General features: G+C 38.1%; 21 protein-coding genes. 16 read left to right on the forward strand and 5 right to left on the reverse strand.

Annotation, left to right across the window (positions count from 1 at the left end):
• Positions 1–164 precede the first annotated feature (164 nt).
• On the reverse strand, positions 165–329 hold the full coding sequence (locus tag V7122_RS21505; RefSeq protein ID WP_335344924.1) for a hypothetical protein: 165 nt from the start codon (positions 327–329) through the stop codon (positions 165–167).
• A gap of 128 nt (positions 330–457) precedes the next feature.
• On the reverse strand, positions 458–910 hold the full coding sequence (locus V7122_RS21510; protein ID WP_335354311.1) for a DinB family protein: 453 nt from the start codon (positions 908–910) through the stop codon (positions 458–460).
• 515 nt (positions 911–1,425) lie between these two features.
• On the opposite strand from V7122_RS21510, the gene V7122_RS21515 reads away from it, so the two are divergent.
• Positions 1,426–1,980, forward strand: coding sequence for a hypothetical protein (locus V7122_RS21515; RefSeq protein WP_335344922.1), 555 nt, complete (start codon positions 1,426–1,428; stop codon positions 1,978–1,980).
• Here the strand turns inward: V7122_RS21515 and V7122_RS21520 are convergent.
• Together V7122_RS21520 and V7122_RS21525 are read right to left on the reverse strand one after the other, a co-directional pair.
• Complete coding sequence (locus tag V7122_RS21520) at positions 1,966–2,181, reverse strand: hypothetical protein (RefSeq protein WP_335344921.1); 216 nt, start codon at positions 2,179–2,181, stop codon at positions 1,966–1,968. The genes V7122_RS21515 and V7122_RS21520 overlap by 15 nt on opposite strands.
• A gap of 67 nt (positions 2,182–2,248) precedes the next feature.
• A complete protein-coding gene (locus tag V7122_RS21525; RefSeq protein ID WP_335354313.1) occupies positions 2,249–2,578 on the reverse strand; it encodes a hypothetical protein in 330 nt (109 codons plus the stop codon).
• A gap of 269 nt (positions 2,579–2,847) precedes the next feature.
• Between V7122_RS21525 and V7122_RS21530 the strand changes: the two genes are divergently transcribed.
• The 12 genes from V7122_RS21530 to V7122_RS21585 all read left to right on the forward strand — a co-directional run bounded on the left by V7122_RS21530 (position 2,848) and on the right by V7122_RS21585 (position 12,711).
• Positions 2,848–3,930, forward strand: a complete 1,083-nt coding sequence (locus V7122_RS21530; RefSeq protein ID WP_335528985.1) for a hypothetical protein — start codon at positions 2,848–2,850, stop codon at positions 3,928–3,930.
• Entirely contained in the window at positions 3,917–6,106 is a 2,190-nt protein-coding gene (locus tag V7122_RS21535; RefSeq protein ID WP_335528988.1) for a molybdopterin oxidoreductase family protein, read from the forward strand. Before V7122_RS21530 ends, V7122_RS21535 begins: the two co-directional genes overlap by 14 nt.
• Positions 6,107–6,667 (forward strand): 4Fe-4S dicluster domain-containing protein, encoded by a 561-nt coding sequence (locus V7122_RS21540; RefSeq protein WP_335354315.1) that lies wholly within the window; start codon positions 6,107–6,109, stop codon positions 6,665–6,667.
• An 11-nt stretch (positions 6,668–6,678) separates the two neighbouring features.
• On the forward strand, positions 6,679–7,206 hold the full coding sequence (locus V7122_RS21545; protein ID WP_335354316.1) for a Rieske (2Fe-2S) protein: 528 nt from the start codon (positions 6,679–6,681) through the stop codon (positions 7,204–7,206).
• The gene (locus tag V7122_RS21550; RefSeq protein WP_335344915.1) at positions 7,196–7,387 is read left to right on the forward strand and encodes a hypothetical protein; all 192 of its coding nucleotides are present in this window, start codon (positions 7,196–7,198) and stop codon (positions 7,385–7,387) included. The genes V7122_RS21545 and V7122_RS21550 overlap by 11 nt, the downstream gene beginning before the upstream one ends.
• 5 nt (positions 7,388–7,392) lie before the next feature.
• The gene (locus tag V7122_RS21555) at positions 7,393–7,704 is read left to right on the forward strand and encodes a hypothetical protein (RefSeq protein ID WP_335354317.1); all 312 of its coding nucleotides are present in this window, start codon (positions 7,393–7,395) and stop codon (positions 7,702–7,704) included.
• Entirely contained in the window at positions 7,691–7,978 is a 288-nt protein-coding gene (locus V7122_RS21560) for a hypothetical protein (protein WP_335354318.1), read from the forward strand. Before V7122_RS21555 ends, V7122_RS21560 begins: the two co-directional genes overlap by 14 nt.
• Positions 7,971–9,476 carry a nitrate/nitrite transporter gene (locus V7122_RS21565; protein ID WP_335354319.1) on the forward strand — a complete coding sequence of 502 codons (1,506 nt, stop codon included), beginning with the start codon at positions 7,971–7,973 and terminating at the stop codon, positions 9,474–9,476. Before V7122_RS21560 ends, V7122_RS21565 begins: the two co-directional genes overlap by 8 nt.
• Before the next feature lie 20 nt (positions 9,477–9,496).
• Positions 9,497–10,144 (forward strand): sensor histidine kinase, encoded by a 648-nt coding sequence (locus V7122_RS21570; protein WP_335528994.1) that lies wholly within the window; start codon positions 9,497–9,499, stop codon positions 10,142–10,144.
• Between the two features lie 129 nt (positions 10,145–10,273).
• The gene (locus V7122_RS21575) at positions 10,274–10,927 is read left to right on the forward strand and encodes a response regulator transcription factor (RefSeq protein WP_335354321.1); all 654 of its coding nucleotides are present in this window, start codon (positions 10,274–10,276) and stop codon (positions 10,925–10,927) included.
• 15 nt (positions 10,928–10,942) lie between these two features.
• On the forward strand, positions 10,943–11,368 hold the full coding sequence (locus V7122_RS21580; RefSeq protein WP_335354322.1) for a GAF domain-containing protein: 426 nt from the start codon (positions 10,943–10,945) through the stop codon (positions 11,366–11,368).
• A gap of 20 nt (positions 11,369–11,388) precedes the next feature.
• Complete coding sequence (locus tag V7122_RS21585) at positions 11,389–12,711, forward strand: PAS domain S-box protein (protein ID WP_335354323.1); 1,323 nt, start codon at positions 11,389–11,391, stop codon at positions 12,709–12,711.
• 29 nt (positions 12,712–12,740) lie between these two features.
• On the opposite strand, the gene V7122_RS21590 is transcribed toward V7122_RS21585, so the two are convergent.
• Positions 12,741–13,874 carry a chromate transporter gene (locus V7122_RS21590; RefSeq protein WP_438824717.1) on the reverse strand — a complete coding sequence of 378 codons (1,134 nt, stop codon included), beginning with the start codon at positions 13,872–13,874 and terminating at the stop codon, positions 12,741–12,743.
• Between the two features lie 273 nt (positions 13,875–14,147).
• Here V7122_RS21590 and V7122_RS21595 point away from each other — a divergent pair, with 273 nt between their 5' ends.
• From V7122_RS21595 to V7122_RS21605, 3 genes are all read left to right on the forward strand, one after another.
• On the forward strand, positions 14,148–14,903 hold the full coding sequence (locus tag V7122_RS21595; protein ID WP_335354325.1) for a threonine/serine exporter family protein: 756 nt from the start codon (positions 14,148–14,150) through the stop codon (positions 14,901–14,903).
• Between the two features lie 24 nt (positions 14,904–14,927).
• Complete coding sequence (locus V7122_RS21600) at positions 14,928–15,362, forward strand: threonine/serine exporter family protein (protein WP_438824024.1); 435 nt, start codon at positions 14,928–14,930, stop codon at positions 15,360–15,362.
• Between the two features lie 124 nt (positions 15,363–15,486).
• The gene (locus tag V7122_RS21605; RefSeq protein WP_335354326.1) at positions 15,487–16,404 is read left to right on the forward strand and encodes a DL-endopeptidase inhibitor IseA family protein; all 918 of its coding nucleotides are present in this window, start codon (positions 15,487–15,489) and stop codon (positions 16,402–16,404) included.
• Positions 16,405–16,555: the final 151 nt, after the last annotated feature.

Consider the following 16,555-nt stretch of genomic DNA (forward strand, 5'->3'; position numbering starts at 1 on the left):
CGTCATGAAGCGTTCATGGCTCTCGTTTTTGCTATGAGCTAGTGAAAACGGTCGTCATGAAGTGTTCATGGCACTCGTTTTTGCCATGAATCCATAAAAACGGTAGCCATGAAGGTTACTTAAAAAATACCGCTTCGATGACATTTATCGAAGCGGCCTTCTTATTATTTCATTTTCTTCATATTAACCTGTTTCCCGCTTTTTTTCTGACTCTGAGAAGAATCATTTCCGATTTGGAATTCCTCACCTAGTTCGATATCGTTTCTTTTGTCTTGTTTTTCAATTTGAGCGCGGGTTTGATTTAAATTATGTCTTCCTTGTTTAGTCACAATCATGCCTCCTTAAATAAGTCTTGCTGACAATGTTAATATGTACAACCATCAAGAATTTTACCCTATATTTTTGCCGCAAAAAAACAGACTAGCAATGGCTGCAAGTCTGTTTAATCTTTACTTTATTATTTATGACTTATGTAAAATGGCAGATCCGTATGTCCCATTTCCCTGACGTAGACAAATAAATTACCCTTATGATGAATTTCATGTTCAATGGCCATTTGCACCATTTGATGGCCCGACACTTTCATTCCGAAAATTTTCGACATGTCGATTTCGCGGTCAAGCTCTTCTTCCGTAAGTGAAGCTAGAAGCTCTTTTGTTTTCTCTGTGGATTCTTCACCTAGCTGCGATAGAGACAATTGCGTATTCTCGAACTTCTCCATAAACGGAGATCCGTTGCCCTCTTTAACTGTTTTAATAAACTTATAATAGGACGTGTAAATATGTGTCACTAATTTTTGTGCACTCATCGAAGTTTCAGTGGGTTTAAAATCGTAATTGGATTCTTCGATTTTTTCAACTAAGGCATTTGTAACGGTACGATGTGAAAGAAAATGATTAACAGGATTCATGCGTATACCTCCAAATATATTATTATGTACTCCTTCAATATCATCCTCTAATAATTTTGACAAAATTGCAATTAAGATGCATTCCTTTTGATTTTCTTCCTTATCAGCATTATAAGGCTTCTCCATTTCTTTTCTAAAAAGGATTGGCCGAAAATGCTGCGATTAACAAAAAAATAAATCCCTTCTTCAATCAGTATCCAAACAATGATGATCATTATAAATACATTTAACCAGGACTACATGAAATTCCCCCTTACTAACTTCAATTCTTCTTTATATCTATATTCAAAATATTCATATGATTTCACTTTTTTAATATCCAAAGGTGAATAATTTTTGTATAATAATGGGTATGAGTAGGTATGAATGAAGATTAGAACTAAGTCTCAGGTCCTACCAAAATATAAATCTCTAGTGTCTTATGAATAAAATGAAAATTTGTTTTAATGGAAGCAGAAGAGTTGCGGAATAGATTTAGGGATTCCAATTTGAATTGTTTTGCAGGAGGGTTATTCATGGGGGACAGAAAGGTGTATCTTCTGCTTACCGATACAGGAACGTTATTTACTAGAATGATTAAGTTATATACGAAAGAATGCCATAACCATGCTTCGATTGGCTTCGACTGTGAACTGACTGAGGTGTACAGTTTTGGTAGAAAAAGACCAAGGAATCCCTTTGTTGGCGGATTTGTAAAGGAAGATATTCGGTCAGAGCTATTCAAGAATGCATCTTGTGCAGTATATGTATTTACAGTAAGTGAAAAGAAATATTATCAAATGTTAAATTTAATAAAAAAAATCGATGAAAATAAGCAAAAATATCGCTACAATTTGCTTGGCTTATTGGCCATTGCTTTAAATAAAAGAATTCATAGAAAGCACGCCTTTTTTTGCTCACATTTTGTTGCCATGGTGTTACAAGAAGGCAGGCTCCTCGATATAAATAATAAGCATCTTTGCATGATCACCCCACAAGACCTTAAGGAAGCATCCTCTCATAGACTAATTTATCAAGGAAGTTTACAATCCTATATCACCTATCGGGAAAAATATTTAAAAGCTCAATAATTTGACAAAATAAAAAGAACCATCACTTCCATCAACAAGTGTATGGTTCTTATGTTTTTGACGATTCAGATAATCTTTCTTTGTCTTTGTTGTTCTTGTCCTCATGTCTACGAATACAAACGTGCTTCTGCTGCACTCAGGATTTCTTTTTCCCTCACGGACGGATTTCTCCCTCTGTTTTTTTGCTTTTGATTTAGCCACTCAAATCACTCCTTAATAATTGTCTTTCTATTTTATCATGTTTATTGATTATAGTCCTCCAACTTGATTAAGCAGGAGGTATTACATTCGTTAATAATAAGATGAAGATAATGAGCCCAATGAAGAGAAATAGAATTGAAGCATAAACAACATAATTTGGGCGCAATTTAAATTCTTCCCTATTCTGAATGATGCCAGTGGAAGCACCTATTTTGCTATTTTGATAATTTGTTATCGTACCGCCGCTGCTAGAAAACCAGATGGTCAATGCTGAAAAGGCAACCCCAGCAAAAAACATCAATTCAATAAATCGCACGGAAAAAAATGAAGCAAGAAAAATTGTGAGCCCCGTTTCAATTATGATTGTGACCAGAAAGATGATGATCCCTTTTTTCATAATAAAACACCTCCGATAAAAGGTATACGTTAGAAAGTTCGTTTTGGTTTCAGAAAAATTTGATAATAGGAATTTTAGAAAAAGTACTCATAATCAGTGATGTTTGTCCAAGGGATTTTTGGGTTAAAAGTAAAAAAACACAAATAGTTTCCCATAATTCAAGATAAGGGGATTTCCCCCACAAGATAGGGAAGTTCCCCGATATGTTTAAAATTCCTTAACTCTTACAATAAGGGTAAGTTAATCGTTTGGAATGAGGAGGAATAAACATGCAGGCAAAAGCCGCGGTTGAAGAAAAGCGCGTCAATTCAATTAATAATGCATTTGCATCAAATTTTGCTAAGTCTATGTTTCTATCAGTTCTTGGATTAGTCATCCTATCCTTTATTGGAACAAGAATGTTCACACATGTTGATTTAAACCTTTATGGATATATGGTTGGAACAATCGTATTTATCGGAGGGTTCTTCTATCGATTTATCGCTTGGGGCGAAAGACCGCCAACAAAGATTTTTATCAAAAAGGGAATTAAACTGCTATTTAGAAAATCAACACCAAAAACATCTGTAGAGCATTTAGCTACATACAATTTCATCTGGAATAGGGGAATTTACCGATGGACCCAGCACGTCCTAATCGGTTGGGGATGTATCCTTTCTTGCTTAGTGACTTTTCCTCTCGTTTTCGGCTGGATGTATTTCACGATGGACGACAATGGTTACTACAATATTATCGCAATGGGCATGAATGTCATGACAGTCCCAGCAGATGGAATCATTGCAAACCTATCCTATAATGCCTTAAATATTACGGCCGTAATGGTCATTGCAGGAGTATGCATGGCGCTTTACCGCCGCTTGAAAAATATGCAGGCAAGAGCGGAGCAGAAATTCCTATATGATTTCCTGCCGCTTTACATGCTTTTATTAGTTAGTATCACAGGTTTAGCTTTAACCTTTATGAACATCTTTTTACACGGTTCAGGTCAGCCAGCAATGTCACTGATCCATCAGTGGTCCGTCATTATTACACTCATTTATCTGCCTTTTGGAAAACTAGCACATATTCCTTTCCGCCCAATGAGTGTGTTAGCAAGAAACTACAGAGAACATTATGCAGAACAAGAAATGAAAAAATGTAAGATTTGTGGAGAAGGCTTTGTATCAGAAGAACAATCAAAAGATGTCGTTGAAGTACTTGGCGTGAATCATATCGAATTTATGACAAAGGAAGGGCATCATCTTGCTGAAATGTGCCTCCCTTGCCGAAGAAAATACCGGATTGCACAATTCTCCGGTTTCCCTACCCATGAGGTAAAAGTGAAGGAGGCCAACCAAAATGCAAAGGGTTAATTTTAGAAACGAGAGAGATCAGTTTTTTAAAGATATTGAAAACCTGAATCACCCAAATGAAACTTTAATCAAAACACACTGTAGCTATTGTGCTATGCAGTGTGGGATGAACTTACGGGTAAATACAATAACAAACAAAATTATTGGGGTAGAGCCTCGATATGATTGGCCTGTTACACTTGGAAAGATGTGTCCAAAGGGAGTTACTGCTTACCAACAGGTAAACAATAATGACCGTTTGCTAAAACCATTAATTCGTGATGATCAATCGTTAAAAGGTACGAAAAATGGCTTCCGTGAAGCAAGCTGGGATGAGGCATACGAACTTATCGTAAAAAAATTCACAGAGCTTCAAGAGAATTATGGAAAAGATTCACTCTCAGTGTATAGCGGCGTTTCCATGACTAATGAAAAGTGTTACTTAACCGGGAAATTCGCTCGGGTTGGACTGCAAACACGCTACATTGATTATAATGGCCGATTCTGTATGGCAAGTGCTGCAGGTGGTTTAAATCGTTCCCTGGGTATCGATAGAGGTTCAACGATTCCATGGACAGATATACAGGATACCGATTGTATATTTCTTGCAGGCAGCAATACCGCCGAATGTCACCCGACCATGATGTTCAGAGTGTGGGCAGTTCAAGAACGAGGCGGCTATGTGATTGTTGCTGATCCAAGGGAAACACCAGTAGCTAGAAGAGCGGATCTTCACCTTGATTTAAGACCAGGTACTGATCTTGCACTTGCAAATGGGATATTAAATTTATTAATTCAAAACGGCTATACAGATGAAGAATTTATTAAAAATCATACAAATGGCTTTGAAGAAACAAAGGAACTAGTAAAAGAATTCACACCAGAGTATACGAGTGCGATCACAGGTGTGGCACCTGAGAAAATTATTCGGGCTGCAGAATTATACGGAAAAGCTCCAAATGCAATTGTCATGTTTGCCAGAGGAATTGAGCAACAAATAAAAGGGGTAGATAACGTTTCTGGCTATACAAATATGGCACTTGTTACGGGGAAAATTGGCCGTGCTAAATCGGGTGTTGCGACCATTACAGGACAAGGGAATGGTCAAGGGGGTCGTGAACATGGTCAAAAAGCCGATGCTCTGCCTGGATATCGTAAAATAGCAAATCCTGATCACGTAAAATATGTTTCAAAGGTGTGGGGTATTGAACCGGAAGAAATGCCAAAAGAGGGTGTATCCGCATTTGAAATGTTTGGATTAATGCAACAAAAGACGATTCGCGCATTATACCTTTTATGTTCAAATCCTGCCGTTTCAGCACCAGATCAGAACTATGTTCGGGAGCAGCTGAAAAACCTAGAATTCATGGTATGTGTTGACTTTTATCTTTCGGAATCAGCTGAATTTGCTGATGTCGTGCTGCCAACAACCACTTGGGCAGAAGATGAAGGAACAACAACAAATGTTGAGGGACGAATTATTAAGATCAATCAAGCACAAAAGCCACTAGGCGAATCAAAGCCAGACTGGCAGATTCAAATAGAGATTTCCGAGAGAATGAGGCGCGGCAAATATTTTTCACACTTAAAAACCTCTGAAGACATCTTTAATGAGCTGCGTGTCGCTTCCAAAGGTGGAACTGCTGATTACTACGGCGTCACATGGGAAAAGATCGACAAGCAAGACGGCGTTTTCTGGCCATGTAGAGATGAAAATGACCCTGGAACACCACGATTATTTTTAGATAAAAAGTTCAATCATCCTGATGGAAGAGCAAAAATCTTTGCATTGCCATACAGACCATCCGCAGAAGAACCGGATGAAGAATACCCATTGCGATTAACGACAGGACGTGTTGTCTACCATTATTTATCAGGGAATCAGACGAGAAGAATTCAATTCCTTCATGATATGTGTCCTGATCCATTTGTAGAAGTACATCCAGAAACGGCTGCAAAATACAATATTGAACATGAAGAATCAGTCCGTCTCTTTACTCGCAGGGGAGAAACGATCTATAAGGTAAAAATCACAGAGGCCATTCGGAAGGATTCCGTGTTTGTTCCTTACCACTGGGGCCATGATAAATCTATAAATATATTAACAATCGGTGCTCTTGATCCAATTTCAAGAATGCCAGAATTTAAAGCATGTGCCGCTCAAATGGAAAAACTTGAAATAAAGAAGGTGCAGTAAATGAAAAAGAGGCTTTATTTAGAATTAGAAAATTGTATCGGATGCCGTTCATGCCTTGCCGCCTGTACACAGTGCGGCGGGCATGAGGAAAGAAACCGGAACTATGTTTACGATGTAAACCCATTAGTTAATCGGCAAACTATGCCTCTCATGTGCCTTCACTGTGTGAATCCGGCATGTGCAAGGAGCTGCCCGGCGCAAGCGATTCAGATACATGAAACCGGGGCTGTTTTATCAGCATTAGTCGAGAAATGTATTGGCTGCCAAAACTGTACGATTGCCTGCCCATATGGAATACCGAAGTTTGATATAGAACAGAACTTAATGTATAAATGTGACCTATGTATTGATCGTACGAAGGATGGAATCCCGCCAATGTGTGCGAGTGTTTGTCCATCTAATACGCTTCAATGGTTGACAGATGAAGAAATTGAAAATAAGAAAAAGCAATTCAATCTTGATAATGGCAAATGGATAACGAGCCTGCCTTATCTTGAAGGTGAAACGAACGTGAAAATCAATCTGCCTGGTATTTTACAAGGCGTAACTAAGTTGTTTTAGGAGGGATTCAAGTGCCATCAGATAAAAATAATAAAATCCCCTTTCAAGAAGATAATTACACACATAATATTAATCAGAATAATGAACGGAAGCTCGACCGACGCGGCTTTATGAAAACGTTAGTGGGTGCAGCTGGGGTGTTCGCTGTTTCCTCCCTTCCATGGGGAGCGGTTGCCGCAAAAGAATTAATGGGTCTTGGAGAAAAGGAATATCCTCATAAAAAAATTATCGATATCGAAAAACTCCCAATCGGAGATGCCGTTGATTTCAAATTTCCAGGAGAACATGATGATGCAATTCTAATAAGATTATCTGAAAATAAATATGTTGCATACCAAAATGCATGCACACATTTACGCTGTCCCGTATTTTGGGTCAAGGATCAAGGAGAAATGGTTTGTCCTTGTCACCATGGCAAATTTGATGTTCAAACAGGTGCTCCAACTGCAGGACCACCAAGACGGCCACTTCCAGAAATTCAAGTAAAAGTAGAGAAGGGTGCTGTATATGCAGTAAAGGTGAAACGATATGAAGCGTAGTTACGTTGGAGTCATTGTCCTTGCTGCCGTTTTGTTTCTCAATATCGTATTTACACAATATATGGTCCATCAATTCTTTTACGAAAACTATGTAAATACGTTAATATTTTGCGGATTAAATATTATCCTTTTTCCAATTGCCTTATTTGCTTATAAAAAGATGAAAAATGTAAAGGCGTGAAGCAAATGAACAGTGAAACATATCTTGATTTTTGTTTTATGAGAATGCCGTCAGGAAATTTTGCTGGCGAAATTGATCAAATGCTGACAAAGCTTTTTGCCGGTGTCCGTTTGAACTGGTATTTAGAAGAGAAAATTGAAAATGATATAGAAATCGTTATTGCCGAAGTAAAGGGTATGAGTAAATGGAATTCAGAGGATGAAACAGCCGCCTATATAGAGGATCATGCAGATTCCGCTTTCTGGGAATACCTTCAAGGCTATAAAATGTTTATCTACCCTGCAAAGAGAGGATGCTCAAGCTGTGGAGCCCATTGAACTGGAAACGTTAGATTCATTTGTAAGAAAAACAGTTAAAGTAGCAATTTTAGATCAAGAAAATGGGGATCAAGCCCCTTTTGTGGAAAAAACGATTGCAAAAACAGGGCTATGCCCAGATGGAACACATCTTCGCATTTATTTTGATGACCGGTATTTCTTTGCGGTCCCACTAACGGCGAAAGTTGTGCTAAATGATGGTGAATGGTCTGCCTTGGATGAGCAATCAGGTTTAAACTATGTGATTAGAAGAGAGAGTGGTTTGAATGGTTAAAAAAATACAGCTTCCATTACAAACATTAAACCTTGTCGTTGGCTTCATGGTCTGGGTATTAATTTCATCCTTATTGCCTTATATTAAAGAGGATATTGCCATACCAGCGAATCAATTGGCACTTGTAACAGCTATTCCTGTTATCCTTGGATCCATACTAAGGATTCCATTAGGCTATTATGCAAATCAATTTGGTGCACGGACGATCTTTTTAATAAGCTTTATTTTGCTAATCTTCCCTGTTTATTATATTAGCATTGCTAACTCTATCACTGATTTATTAATTGGCGGTCTTTTCTTAGGGATTGGCGGAGCGGTTTTCTCAGTAGGAGTAACATCTCTTCCAAAATATTATCCAAAGGAACGCCATGGTTTTGTAAATGGAATTTATGGTGCTGGTAATCTTGGAACTGCGCTATCAGCTTTCGGAGCCCCAGTATTAGCTTCTAAGTTTGGCTGGTCTACTACTGTTCAGTTTTATCTTGTTATTCTGGGCATTTTCATCGTAGCCAACTTCTTCTTAGGCGATAAAAAAGAACATCGGGTCAAAACTCCTTTAATGGAACAAATTAAAGGTGTTTATAAAAACGAAAAACTATGGCTCTTAAGTTTATTTTACTTTATTACTTTCGGTTCATTTGTTGCCTTTACTATTTATTTGCCAAACTTTTTAGTCGCAAGCTTCGGGCTTGATAAAGTAGATGCTGGATTAAGAACAGCTGGGTTCATCGTGATTGCTACTGTGATGAGACCACTTGGCGGCTGGTTAGCTGACCGTTTTCATTCTCTCATTTTATTAATGTTCGTTTTTGGAGTATATACAATTTCAGCGATGATCCTATCCTTCGCTCCATCCATCGGCTGGTACACATTTGGCTGTCTAACGATTGCACTTTGTGCAGGTGTCGGAAATGGGGTAATATTTAAACTCGTTCCAATGTATTTTCATAAACAGGCAGGAATCGTCAATGGGATTGTTTCAGCGATGGGAGGACTTGGAGGATTTTTCCCGCCATTAATTTTAACCATCCTGTTTAATATTACTGGCCATTATGCAATCGGGTTTATGGCGTTATCTGAAGTCGCTTTAGCAAGCTTAATATTAGTCATTTGGATGTATTACCAAGGAAAAATGGGGATTGCTAATCAAGTAATTGATCACACAGTTGAAGGGATTCTTGTAACGGACATTCATGGTAAAATTATTTCAATAAACCCTGCATTTTCAAAAATTACAGGGTATACAAAGAACGAAGTCATCGGGAAGAATCCGAATATCTTAAAATCCGGCATGCAATCGAAAGATTTTTATGAAGGATTATGGAACTCTATTGAAGAGAATGGATTCTGGCAAGGAGAAATTTGGAATAAACGCAAGGATGGAGAACCATATCTACAATGGCTAACGATTAGTGCCATTAAAAATGACGCCGGAGAAGTTGTACAATATGCCGGAATGTTTAGTGATATGTCGAGCAGGAATGTGAAGGAAGCGTAGCGCTAGAGAGGAAGGAAGGTATGGATACAAAATCAGCCCGAAGAAATATTAGTTCTTATATCATTCAGTCTCAAGAAGATGAAATCAAGCGAATAGCCATTGAACTTCACGAAGGTGTTGGGCAAAATTTGTATAGTCTTTACACAGGTATGCAATTCATTCAATCAGCTGTTGAAGAAGATACGATGAAAGGCTATGTCGGCAGCATGGCTGAATTACTAGAAAGAACGATTCAAGAGATTAGGCTGCTTTCGGTTGAATTACACCCTCCTACCTTAACGACGCTTGGACTTCTGCCGGCAATGAAAAGCTATTTAAAGCTTTATACTTCCACCTACGGGATCGAAGTACATTTAGTGAGTATGGGTGAAGAGGTCTCTCTGAATGAAAAGGAAAGGATTACATTATTCCGAGTTTGTCAGGAGGCCTTAGCCAATATTGCCAGATATGCGGATACAGTAAATGCGGAGGTAACCTTTATATGGGAGCAAAGCCATTTGCGAATCTTTATTAAAGATGCTGGAAAAGGCTTTGATATGGAAAAAGGGATGCATCAATCGACCGGCCTAGCCGCCATGCAGGAGCGGATGCATTTAATTGGCGGACAATGGTTTCTTTCTTCAAAAATAGGGGAAGGTACACTGATTGAACTTCAGTTGCCAATATAATATGAAACAAACACTTAGGGGATTTGCGGTATGCAATCCCTTATTGTATATTTAGCACACTAAACTAGGAGTCTGCTGTAAATTTTTATATAATGGATTACATAGAAAAAAACGAATGGGGGAGATGACTTGATTAAAATTCTTCTTTGTGATGATCATGCCGTTGTTAGAATGGGATTAAAAATGCTTTTAAATAATCATCCGGACATAGAAGTTGTCGGTGAAGCATCCGAGGGAAATGAAGGGATCCAAAAATCACTTGAGCTTAATCCAAATGTTGTGGTCATGGATTTAAGCATGCCACATGGAAGAGATGGATTATCGGCTACTTCTGAATTGAAAAAATTATTGCCAGATACAGCAATCCTTATTCTTACTATGCATGATGATGAAGAGTATTTATTTAGAGCTATCCAAGCAGGAGCTTCTGGCTGCATATTGAAAAGTGCCCCACATGATGAACTGCTGTCAGCCATTCGTTCAGTTGCTAATGGCAACGCATATTTGCATCCATCAGCGACGAAAAGAGTAATGGAGGAGTACCTTTTCGGAGTTAAACAAGGGAATACAGATACATTTAACCTGTTGTCTGATCGAGAAAAGGAAGTGCTTACCTTTATTGCCAAAGGATTTTCTAATAAAGAGATTGCAGAACAGCTAGTAATTAGTGTGAAAACAGTCGAAACACATAAGAGCAACTTAATGGAGAAGCTACAAATGAAAACAAGGCCAGAGCTAGTTGAATTTGCTTTGAAAAAGGGGTTATTAGGATATGGAATTTAAGGGATGGTCAAAACCTTGATAAACTCAGTGGAAATTGCAAATCAATGTGAAAAAATATTAACAACTATGAATGTGGATTTTGTTGGACTGGCTTTGCAAAATCAGGAGGGACCTGATGTTAGTTGGCATTCTGCAGCCGGCAACAGTAATGAGAAGTATAAGAGAATTACTGTTCGCTATGGAAAAGGAATCGCTGGTAAAGTGATTTCTACAGGAAGTCCAATCACGATAAAAAATTTCCCAGAAGAGATTACGGGCAAGGCACTTGAATATCCGATCATGCTGGCTGAAAAGCTAGTATTTGCATTCGCAGTCCCTCTATTTATAAAAAGTGTTCCGAAAGGTGTGTTATTAGTAGGGAGACGGTCAAATACCCCTCTAACGGAAAAGGAACAATTAACAGTTAAACAAGCTGCAAAAGCTTTTGAAAGTTTGTTTTAGTAGCCCACAGGAGGTTAATAATGAACCGAAATTTACCTGCTCCTGATTCGAATGAAGCGACTATTCTCGTCAACGAATCAGGCGCCATTTCGTACGCCAATAATAAAGCCTGTGAAAGCTTTGGATATCCAGAAAGTGAAATGGTCGGAATTAATTTTAATGTATTATTCCCTGAAACGAACTTAAGGGAAATTAATGAAGGTGTTGTTATTCATCAAAAGGGAGAGCGTTTGGAAGGTCAAAGAATTTCCCTTATATTCAGGGTGAACAGTTTTTCTTTAAATCAGGAAAAATTTTATCTTGTTATTTTTCATCATGCTATGGATCATTCCAGAATTAATAAACAGCAATCTTATTATCTTCATGAGCTTGTCGATTTACAATTTGCATTAGATGAGTCAACGATTGTCGCATTTACTAATCATAAAGGTATTATTACATATGTCAATCAGAAATTCTGCGAAGTATCTAAGTATTCTGCTGAGGAGCTTATTGGGCAAGATCATCGAATCATAAACTCAAATTATCATTCTAAGGAGTTTTTCACTGAGCTTTGGCGGACCATTTCTTCAGGGGAAGTATGGAAGGGTGAAATAAGGAATCAGGCAAAGGATGGTACCTTTTACTGGGTGGATACGACCATTGTTCCTTTCCTTGGTGAAAACGGCAAACCCTATCAATATTTAGCGATTCGGCATGAAATTACAAACAGAAAGCAGATAGAAGATGAGCTCCAAAATATGATGACAAAGATAATTGATATTCAAGAAGAGGAAAGAAAAAGATTATCTAGAGAGCTGCATGATGGGGTGGGACAAAATTTATATAGCCATTTAATTACGATAAACAGGCTGCAGGCAGAAATGGAACATCCTTTACTGGAACAAATGCAAGATGAAGCGAGGGAAATTATTGAAGACCTTCGTGATCTTTCATGGGAGCTGAGACCGTCCGTACTTGATGATCTTGGGCTAATTCCGGCAATACGCTCTTATTTAGTGAGGTTTTCAGAAAATTATCTTATCAATGTACATTTTGATTGTTATTTAAATAGCCGTCTTAGTCCTAGTACGGAAATTTCTATCTATCGCATTATACAAGAAAGTCTGACGAATATTCGGAAATACGCAGAAACAGATGAGGCGTCAGTGATCATTCGAAAAATGGATGATGGAATCAGAGTAGTGATTGAGGATAAGGGAATAGGATTTGATGTGGATCAAATATCACGTGGAGTTGGACTTTTCAGTATGGAGGATAGGGCGCGTGCAGTGAGCGGTACAATGACGATCCATTCTGTAAAAGGCAAGGGAACGAAAGTTATTTTGGAGATCCCATTATAAAAAGGCTGCCAATTTGGCAGCCTTTTCTGTCAGATATAATCTTGCAATATTCCGCCCGCCGCTCCAGTTAAAACAATAACCCATGGCGGAAGTTTCCAATAAGTAAGCATACTAAAAAGGATGACGGCGAATGCGAAATCTTTAGGTGCTAAAATCGAACCCGTCCAAATAGGATGATAGAATGCAGCCACTAAGATACCAACTACCGCAGCATTTACACCCATTAAAGCCCCTGTAATTTTTGGATTTGAACGAAGCTCGTTCCAGAATGGCAATGTTCCTAAAATAAGCAAAAAAGCGGGTAAAAAAATCGCAAAAGTTGCAAGCAAACCACCTTGCCAGCCGTTAATAATAGCACCAATATAGGCAGCGAATGTAAATAAAGGCCCAGGTACAGCTTGTGTTGCTCCATATCCAGCTAGAAATGCTTCTTCACTTAGCCATCCTGTCGGCACAAATTCTCGCTCAAGCAGAGGCAACACGACATGCCCCCCGCCAAATACGAGAGAACCAGAACGGTAGAAGCTGTCAAATAAGGCAACCCAGTCTAGATTAGTCATCTCTCTTAGTACAGGTAACCCGATTAGCAGTAAAACGAATATTAGAAGGCATCCGAAAGCTAATCGTTTTGAAAGTGGAAAATGATTTTGTTTCTCTATTTGATCAATAGAGTTTTTATAAAATAGGTAGCCTAAAACACCAGATAATAGTATAATGCCGATTTGTGAAAAGGCAGTTTGCCAGAAAAGGGTCGCAACAATGGCAAACAAGGCAATGGTCTTTCTTTTTAAATCAGGTGCTAGCTTTTGGGCCATTCCGAGGATGGCGTGGGCGACTACCACGACTGCTACAATTTTTAGCCCATGAATCCAAGAGGAAGCCCCAATTTCTTGAATACTAAGCAGTTGGGCAAACAAAATTAAGGCAAAGACAGAAGGCAATGTAAATCCAAGAAAGGCTAAAATTCCGCCCATCAATCCGCCGCGAATAACCCCAATGCCAATGCCAACCTGACTGCTCGCAGGCCCAGGAAGAAATTGGCATAGTGCAACTAAATCAGCATAGCTTTTTTCATCCAGCCACTTTCGTCTTTTCACATATTCCTGATGAAAATATCCAAGGTGTGCAACGGGACCGCCAAATGAGGTTAACCCTAGCTTCATGGAAATAAAAAGAATTTCAAGTAAAGATGTAAAGTTGTTTTTTCTAATATTTTGGTTCACGATTATTCTCCTTCAAATGAAATCTTCTTCATCATAGCAAAATAAAATGCGATAGATTTAAGGTGAACAAGAAATTAATAAAACCTTTACAATATAAAATGGAAGAACTGTTGCATAATATTAATTTTGACCTTATATTATTAAAGCATTATGATCTGTAATAATAAAATATTAGGGTAACAGCCTATCGTTTTAGCATAAGGAGGGATAAGGTTGGAAAATAAATTTCCTCAAACATTTGAAGTGATTGATTTATGTCTGCTTGCAGGAAAAATTATGCTGCAATGCGGCGGAGAAACGTATCGGGTGGAGGATACGATGTCAAGAATTGCCGCAGCGTTGGGCATTCCCCATTCTCATAGCTATGTCGTGCCAACTGGTATTATCTTTTCGATTGATGGAACAGAGCCTGCAAAGCTCATTCGAATATCCGAGCGAACAACAGATCTATATAAAGTTACTTTAGTTAATGGGATTTCAAGAAAAATAAGCAGTGGTGAAATGGACATTAAAGAAGCCTTTATAAAGCTTAATGAAATTGAAAAGGCTAATTTCACATTTCCTATATATCAGCAAATTCTTGCAGCATCTATTTCCAGCGGGTGCTTTCTATTGATGTATTTAGGAAAATGGAGTGATTTTTTACCAGCTATCATCAGTGGCGGTTTAGGATTTATTTGTTTTATTTATATACATCGTCTAGTGAAAATTAAGTTTTTTTCGGAGTTTTTAGCTGCTTTTATTATTGGGTTAAGTGCCTATTTTTTTGTACGGACAGGAATAGGGACACAGCTAGACAAAATTATTATTGGATCTGTTATGCCGCTAGTTCCGGGTTTATTAATCACAAATGCAATCCGAGATCTTATGGCCGGGCATTTAGTGGCAGGCTTGTCTAAGGGAGCGGAAGCATTTTTTACCGCTTGTGCAATCGGAACAGGAGTGGCGGTCGTTGTCGCATTTTTTTAGAAAGAATGATGGGGATGAGAAATGATGATTGTACATTTAATCACAAGCTTTGTTGCTACAGCTTCTTTCGCCATATTATTTAACGCGCCGAGAAAGTCCCTTATTAAATGCGGGCTTGTTGGGATGGTCGGGTGGATTGTATATTTTTCTCTTGTAGAATATGACTTTGATGCGGTTATTGCATCATTTATTGCTGCTTTCATGGTTGCGGTTATCAGTCAAATCTTCGCAAAAATGTATAAAACGCCGATTATCATTTTTAGTATATCTGGAATTATCCCTCTTGTCCCAGGTGGAATTGCTTATAATGCGATGCGTCATTTTGTTGTTAACGATTATAATGTCGCCATACAGTTAGCGGCAAAGGCCTTCATGATTTCAGGTGCGATTGCTGCTGGACTTGTGATTTCGGAAGTATTAAACCAGATCATACTAAAAATTAAATTCAGGCAAGTGTAAGATCACTATAATTTCTGTTACCAAAATAGAACTCTTTTTTAACCATTTCGTAAATCCTTAAACTCGGTGCTGGGGTACAATTCAGTTAGAAACAAAGCAAAACGAGTTAATGGAGGAATTCAAAATGAAAGCAAAAAAATGGTTATATTCAGGGCTTGCCGTAACGATATTAAGTTTACCAGTATTTACTTTAACAGAAGGAGCAATGGCCAAAGAGCAGCCAAATAAAATTGTTCAAAATGTGAAGCAGGAAAAGGCGATAACTGAAAAACAGGTAGTATCTTTAGTAAGTAAATGGAAGAAAAGTGAAACGTATATTCAAAGTGGCGGGAACTATAAAAAGGGTGAATACCAATCATTTCAATATGAAAATATGCCATACCGGTATTTATCTAGTGACATTGGCACAAAGAAAAAGCTCATGAAATACTTGACTAGCACATTGACTAAGTCACAGGCTAATCAGTTTATCGAGGAACGGGGAATAATCGAGCATAAAGGAAAGATGGCACAGCCAGAAGCCGATGGGGGATCTCTGTTGCAATGGGATAAAGCAAAGGCTCTTTTCTTAGAAAAGGATGACAAGAAAAGAACATATAAGTTAGAGGTTCCGGTAGGCGAGTTAAATGAAACAGAAGCATTTCATACTGAGGTTATCTATTTGCAAGGCAAAGGGTGGAAAATTAGTGAAAGACCATATATGCCTGTGAATTTAGATATTCCAGGCAATATCAATCCGGCCTTTATCTTTTTTAAATTCCTGCTTGTGGATCATACCCAAGCTGCAGAACAATTCTTGTATGGGGACTTTAACACTGAAGCATTTAAAAAAGGGATAAAGAAAATTGAAATGAAAACGTTAGAAGAGCGTGTTAGATCGAAAACTCAAGTTGAATTTGTCGTATCCTTCCATGCAGAATTGGAAAAGGGATATAAGGGCCAATTGAAAAGCGGGCAAAATAAAATGTACTTTTTAATCGAAAATACAGGTGAATTGGAATTCAAAATAGTCAGTGCTGGTATGGAGCCGCATCTTGATTAACAGAAAGATTTCATTGTAAAATAATAAAACCAAGAGCGTTGCTTCTTATAGCAGCGCTTTTTCTGCGGAAAATGAAAACTTTTAAAATGACTATTGTTATTTTTTGTGAAATATCTGATAATCAATAAAGATTGAGTTAACAACTCATCTC

The sequence above is a fragment of the Bacillus sp. JJ1532 genome (assembly GCF_036965085.1).
Lineage (GTDB): Bacteria > Bacillota > Bacilli > Bacillales > Cytobacillaceae > Cytobacillus.

Excerpts from the sequence above, each read along its gene's own strand:
- V7122_RS21510 (WP_335354311.1), bottom strand. The coding sequence starts at position 910 with ATGAATCCTGTTAATCATTTTCTTTCACATCGTACCGTTACAAATGCC.
- V7122_RS21515 (WP_335344922.1), top strand. The coding sequence starts at position 1,426 with ATGGGGGACAGAAAGGTGTATCTTCTGCTTACCGATACAGGAACGTTA.
- V7122_RS21525 (WP_335354313.1), bottom strand. The coding sequence starts at position 2,578 with ATGAAAAAAGGGATCATCATCTTTCTGGTCACAATCATAATTGAAACG.
- V7122_RS21530 (WP_335528985.1), top strand. The coding sequence starts at position 2,848 with ATGCAGGCAAAAGCCGCGGTTGAAGAAAAGCGCGTCAATTCAATTAAT.
- V7122_RS21535 (WP_335528988.1), top strand. The coding sequence starts at position 3,917 with ATGCAAAGGGTTAATTTTAGAAACGAGAGAGATCAGTTTTTTAAAGAT.
- V7122_RS21540 (WP_335354315.1), top strand. The coding sequence starts at position 6,107 with ATGAAAAAGAGGCTTTATTTAGAATTAGAAAATTGTATCGGATGCCGT.
- V7122_RS21550 (WP_335344915.1), top strand. The coding sequence starts at position 7,196 with ATGAAGCGTAGTTACGTTGGAGTCATTGTCCTTGCTGCCGTTTTGTTT.
- V7122_RS21555 (WP_335354317.1), top strand. The coding sequence starts at position 7,393 with ATGAACAGTGAAACATATCTTGATTTTTGTTTTATGAGAATGCCGTCA.
- V7122_RS21565 (WP_335354319.1), top strand. The coding sequence starts at position 7,971 with ATGGTTAAAAAAATACAGCTTCCATTACAAACATTAAACCTTGTCGTT.
- V7122_RS21570 (WP_335528994.1), top strand. The coding sequence starts at position 9,497 with ATGGATACAAAATCAGCCCGAAGAAATATTAGTTCTTATATCATTCAG.
- V7122_RS21585 (WP_335354323.1), top strand. The coding sequence starts at position 11,389 with ATGAACCGAAATTTACCTGCTCCTGATTCGAATGAAGCGACTATTCTC.
- V7122_RS21590 (WP_438824717.1), bottom strand. The coding sequence starts at position 13,874 with ATGAAGCTAGGGTTAACCTCATTTGGCGGTCCCGTTGCACACCTTGGA.
- V7122_RS21600 (WP_438824024.1), top strand. The coding sequence starts at position 14,928 with ATGATTGTACATTTAATCACAAGCTTTGTTGCTACAGCTTCTTTCGCC.
- V7122_RS21605 (WP_335354326.1), top strand. The coding sequence starts at position 15,487 with ATGAAAGCAAAAAAATGGTTATATTCAGGGCTTGCCGTAACGATATTA.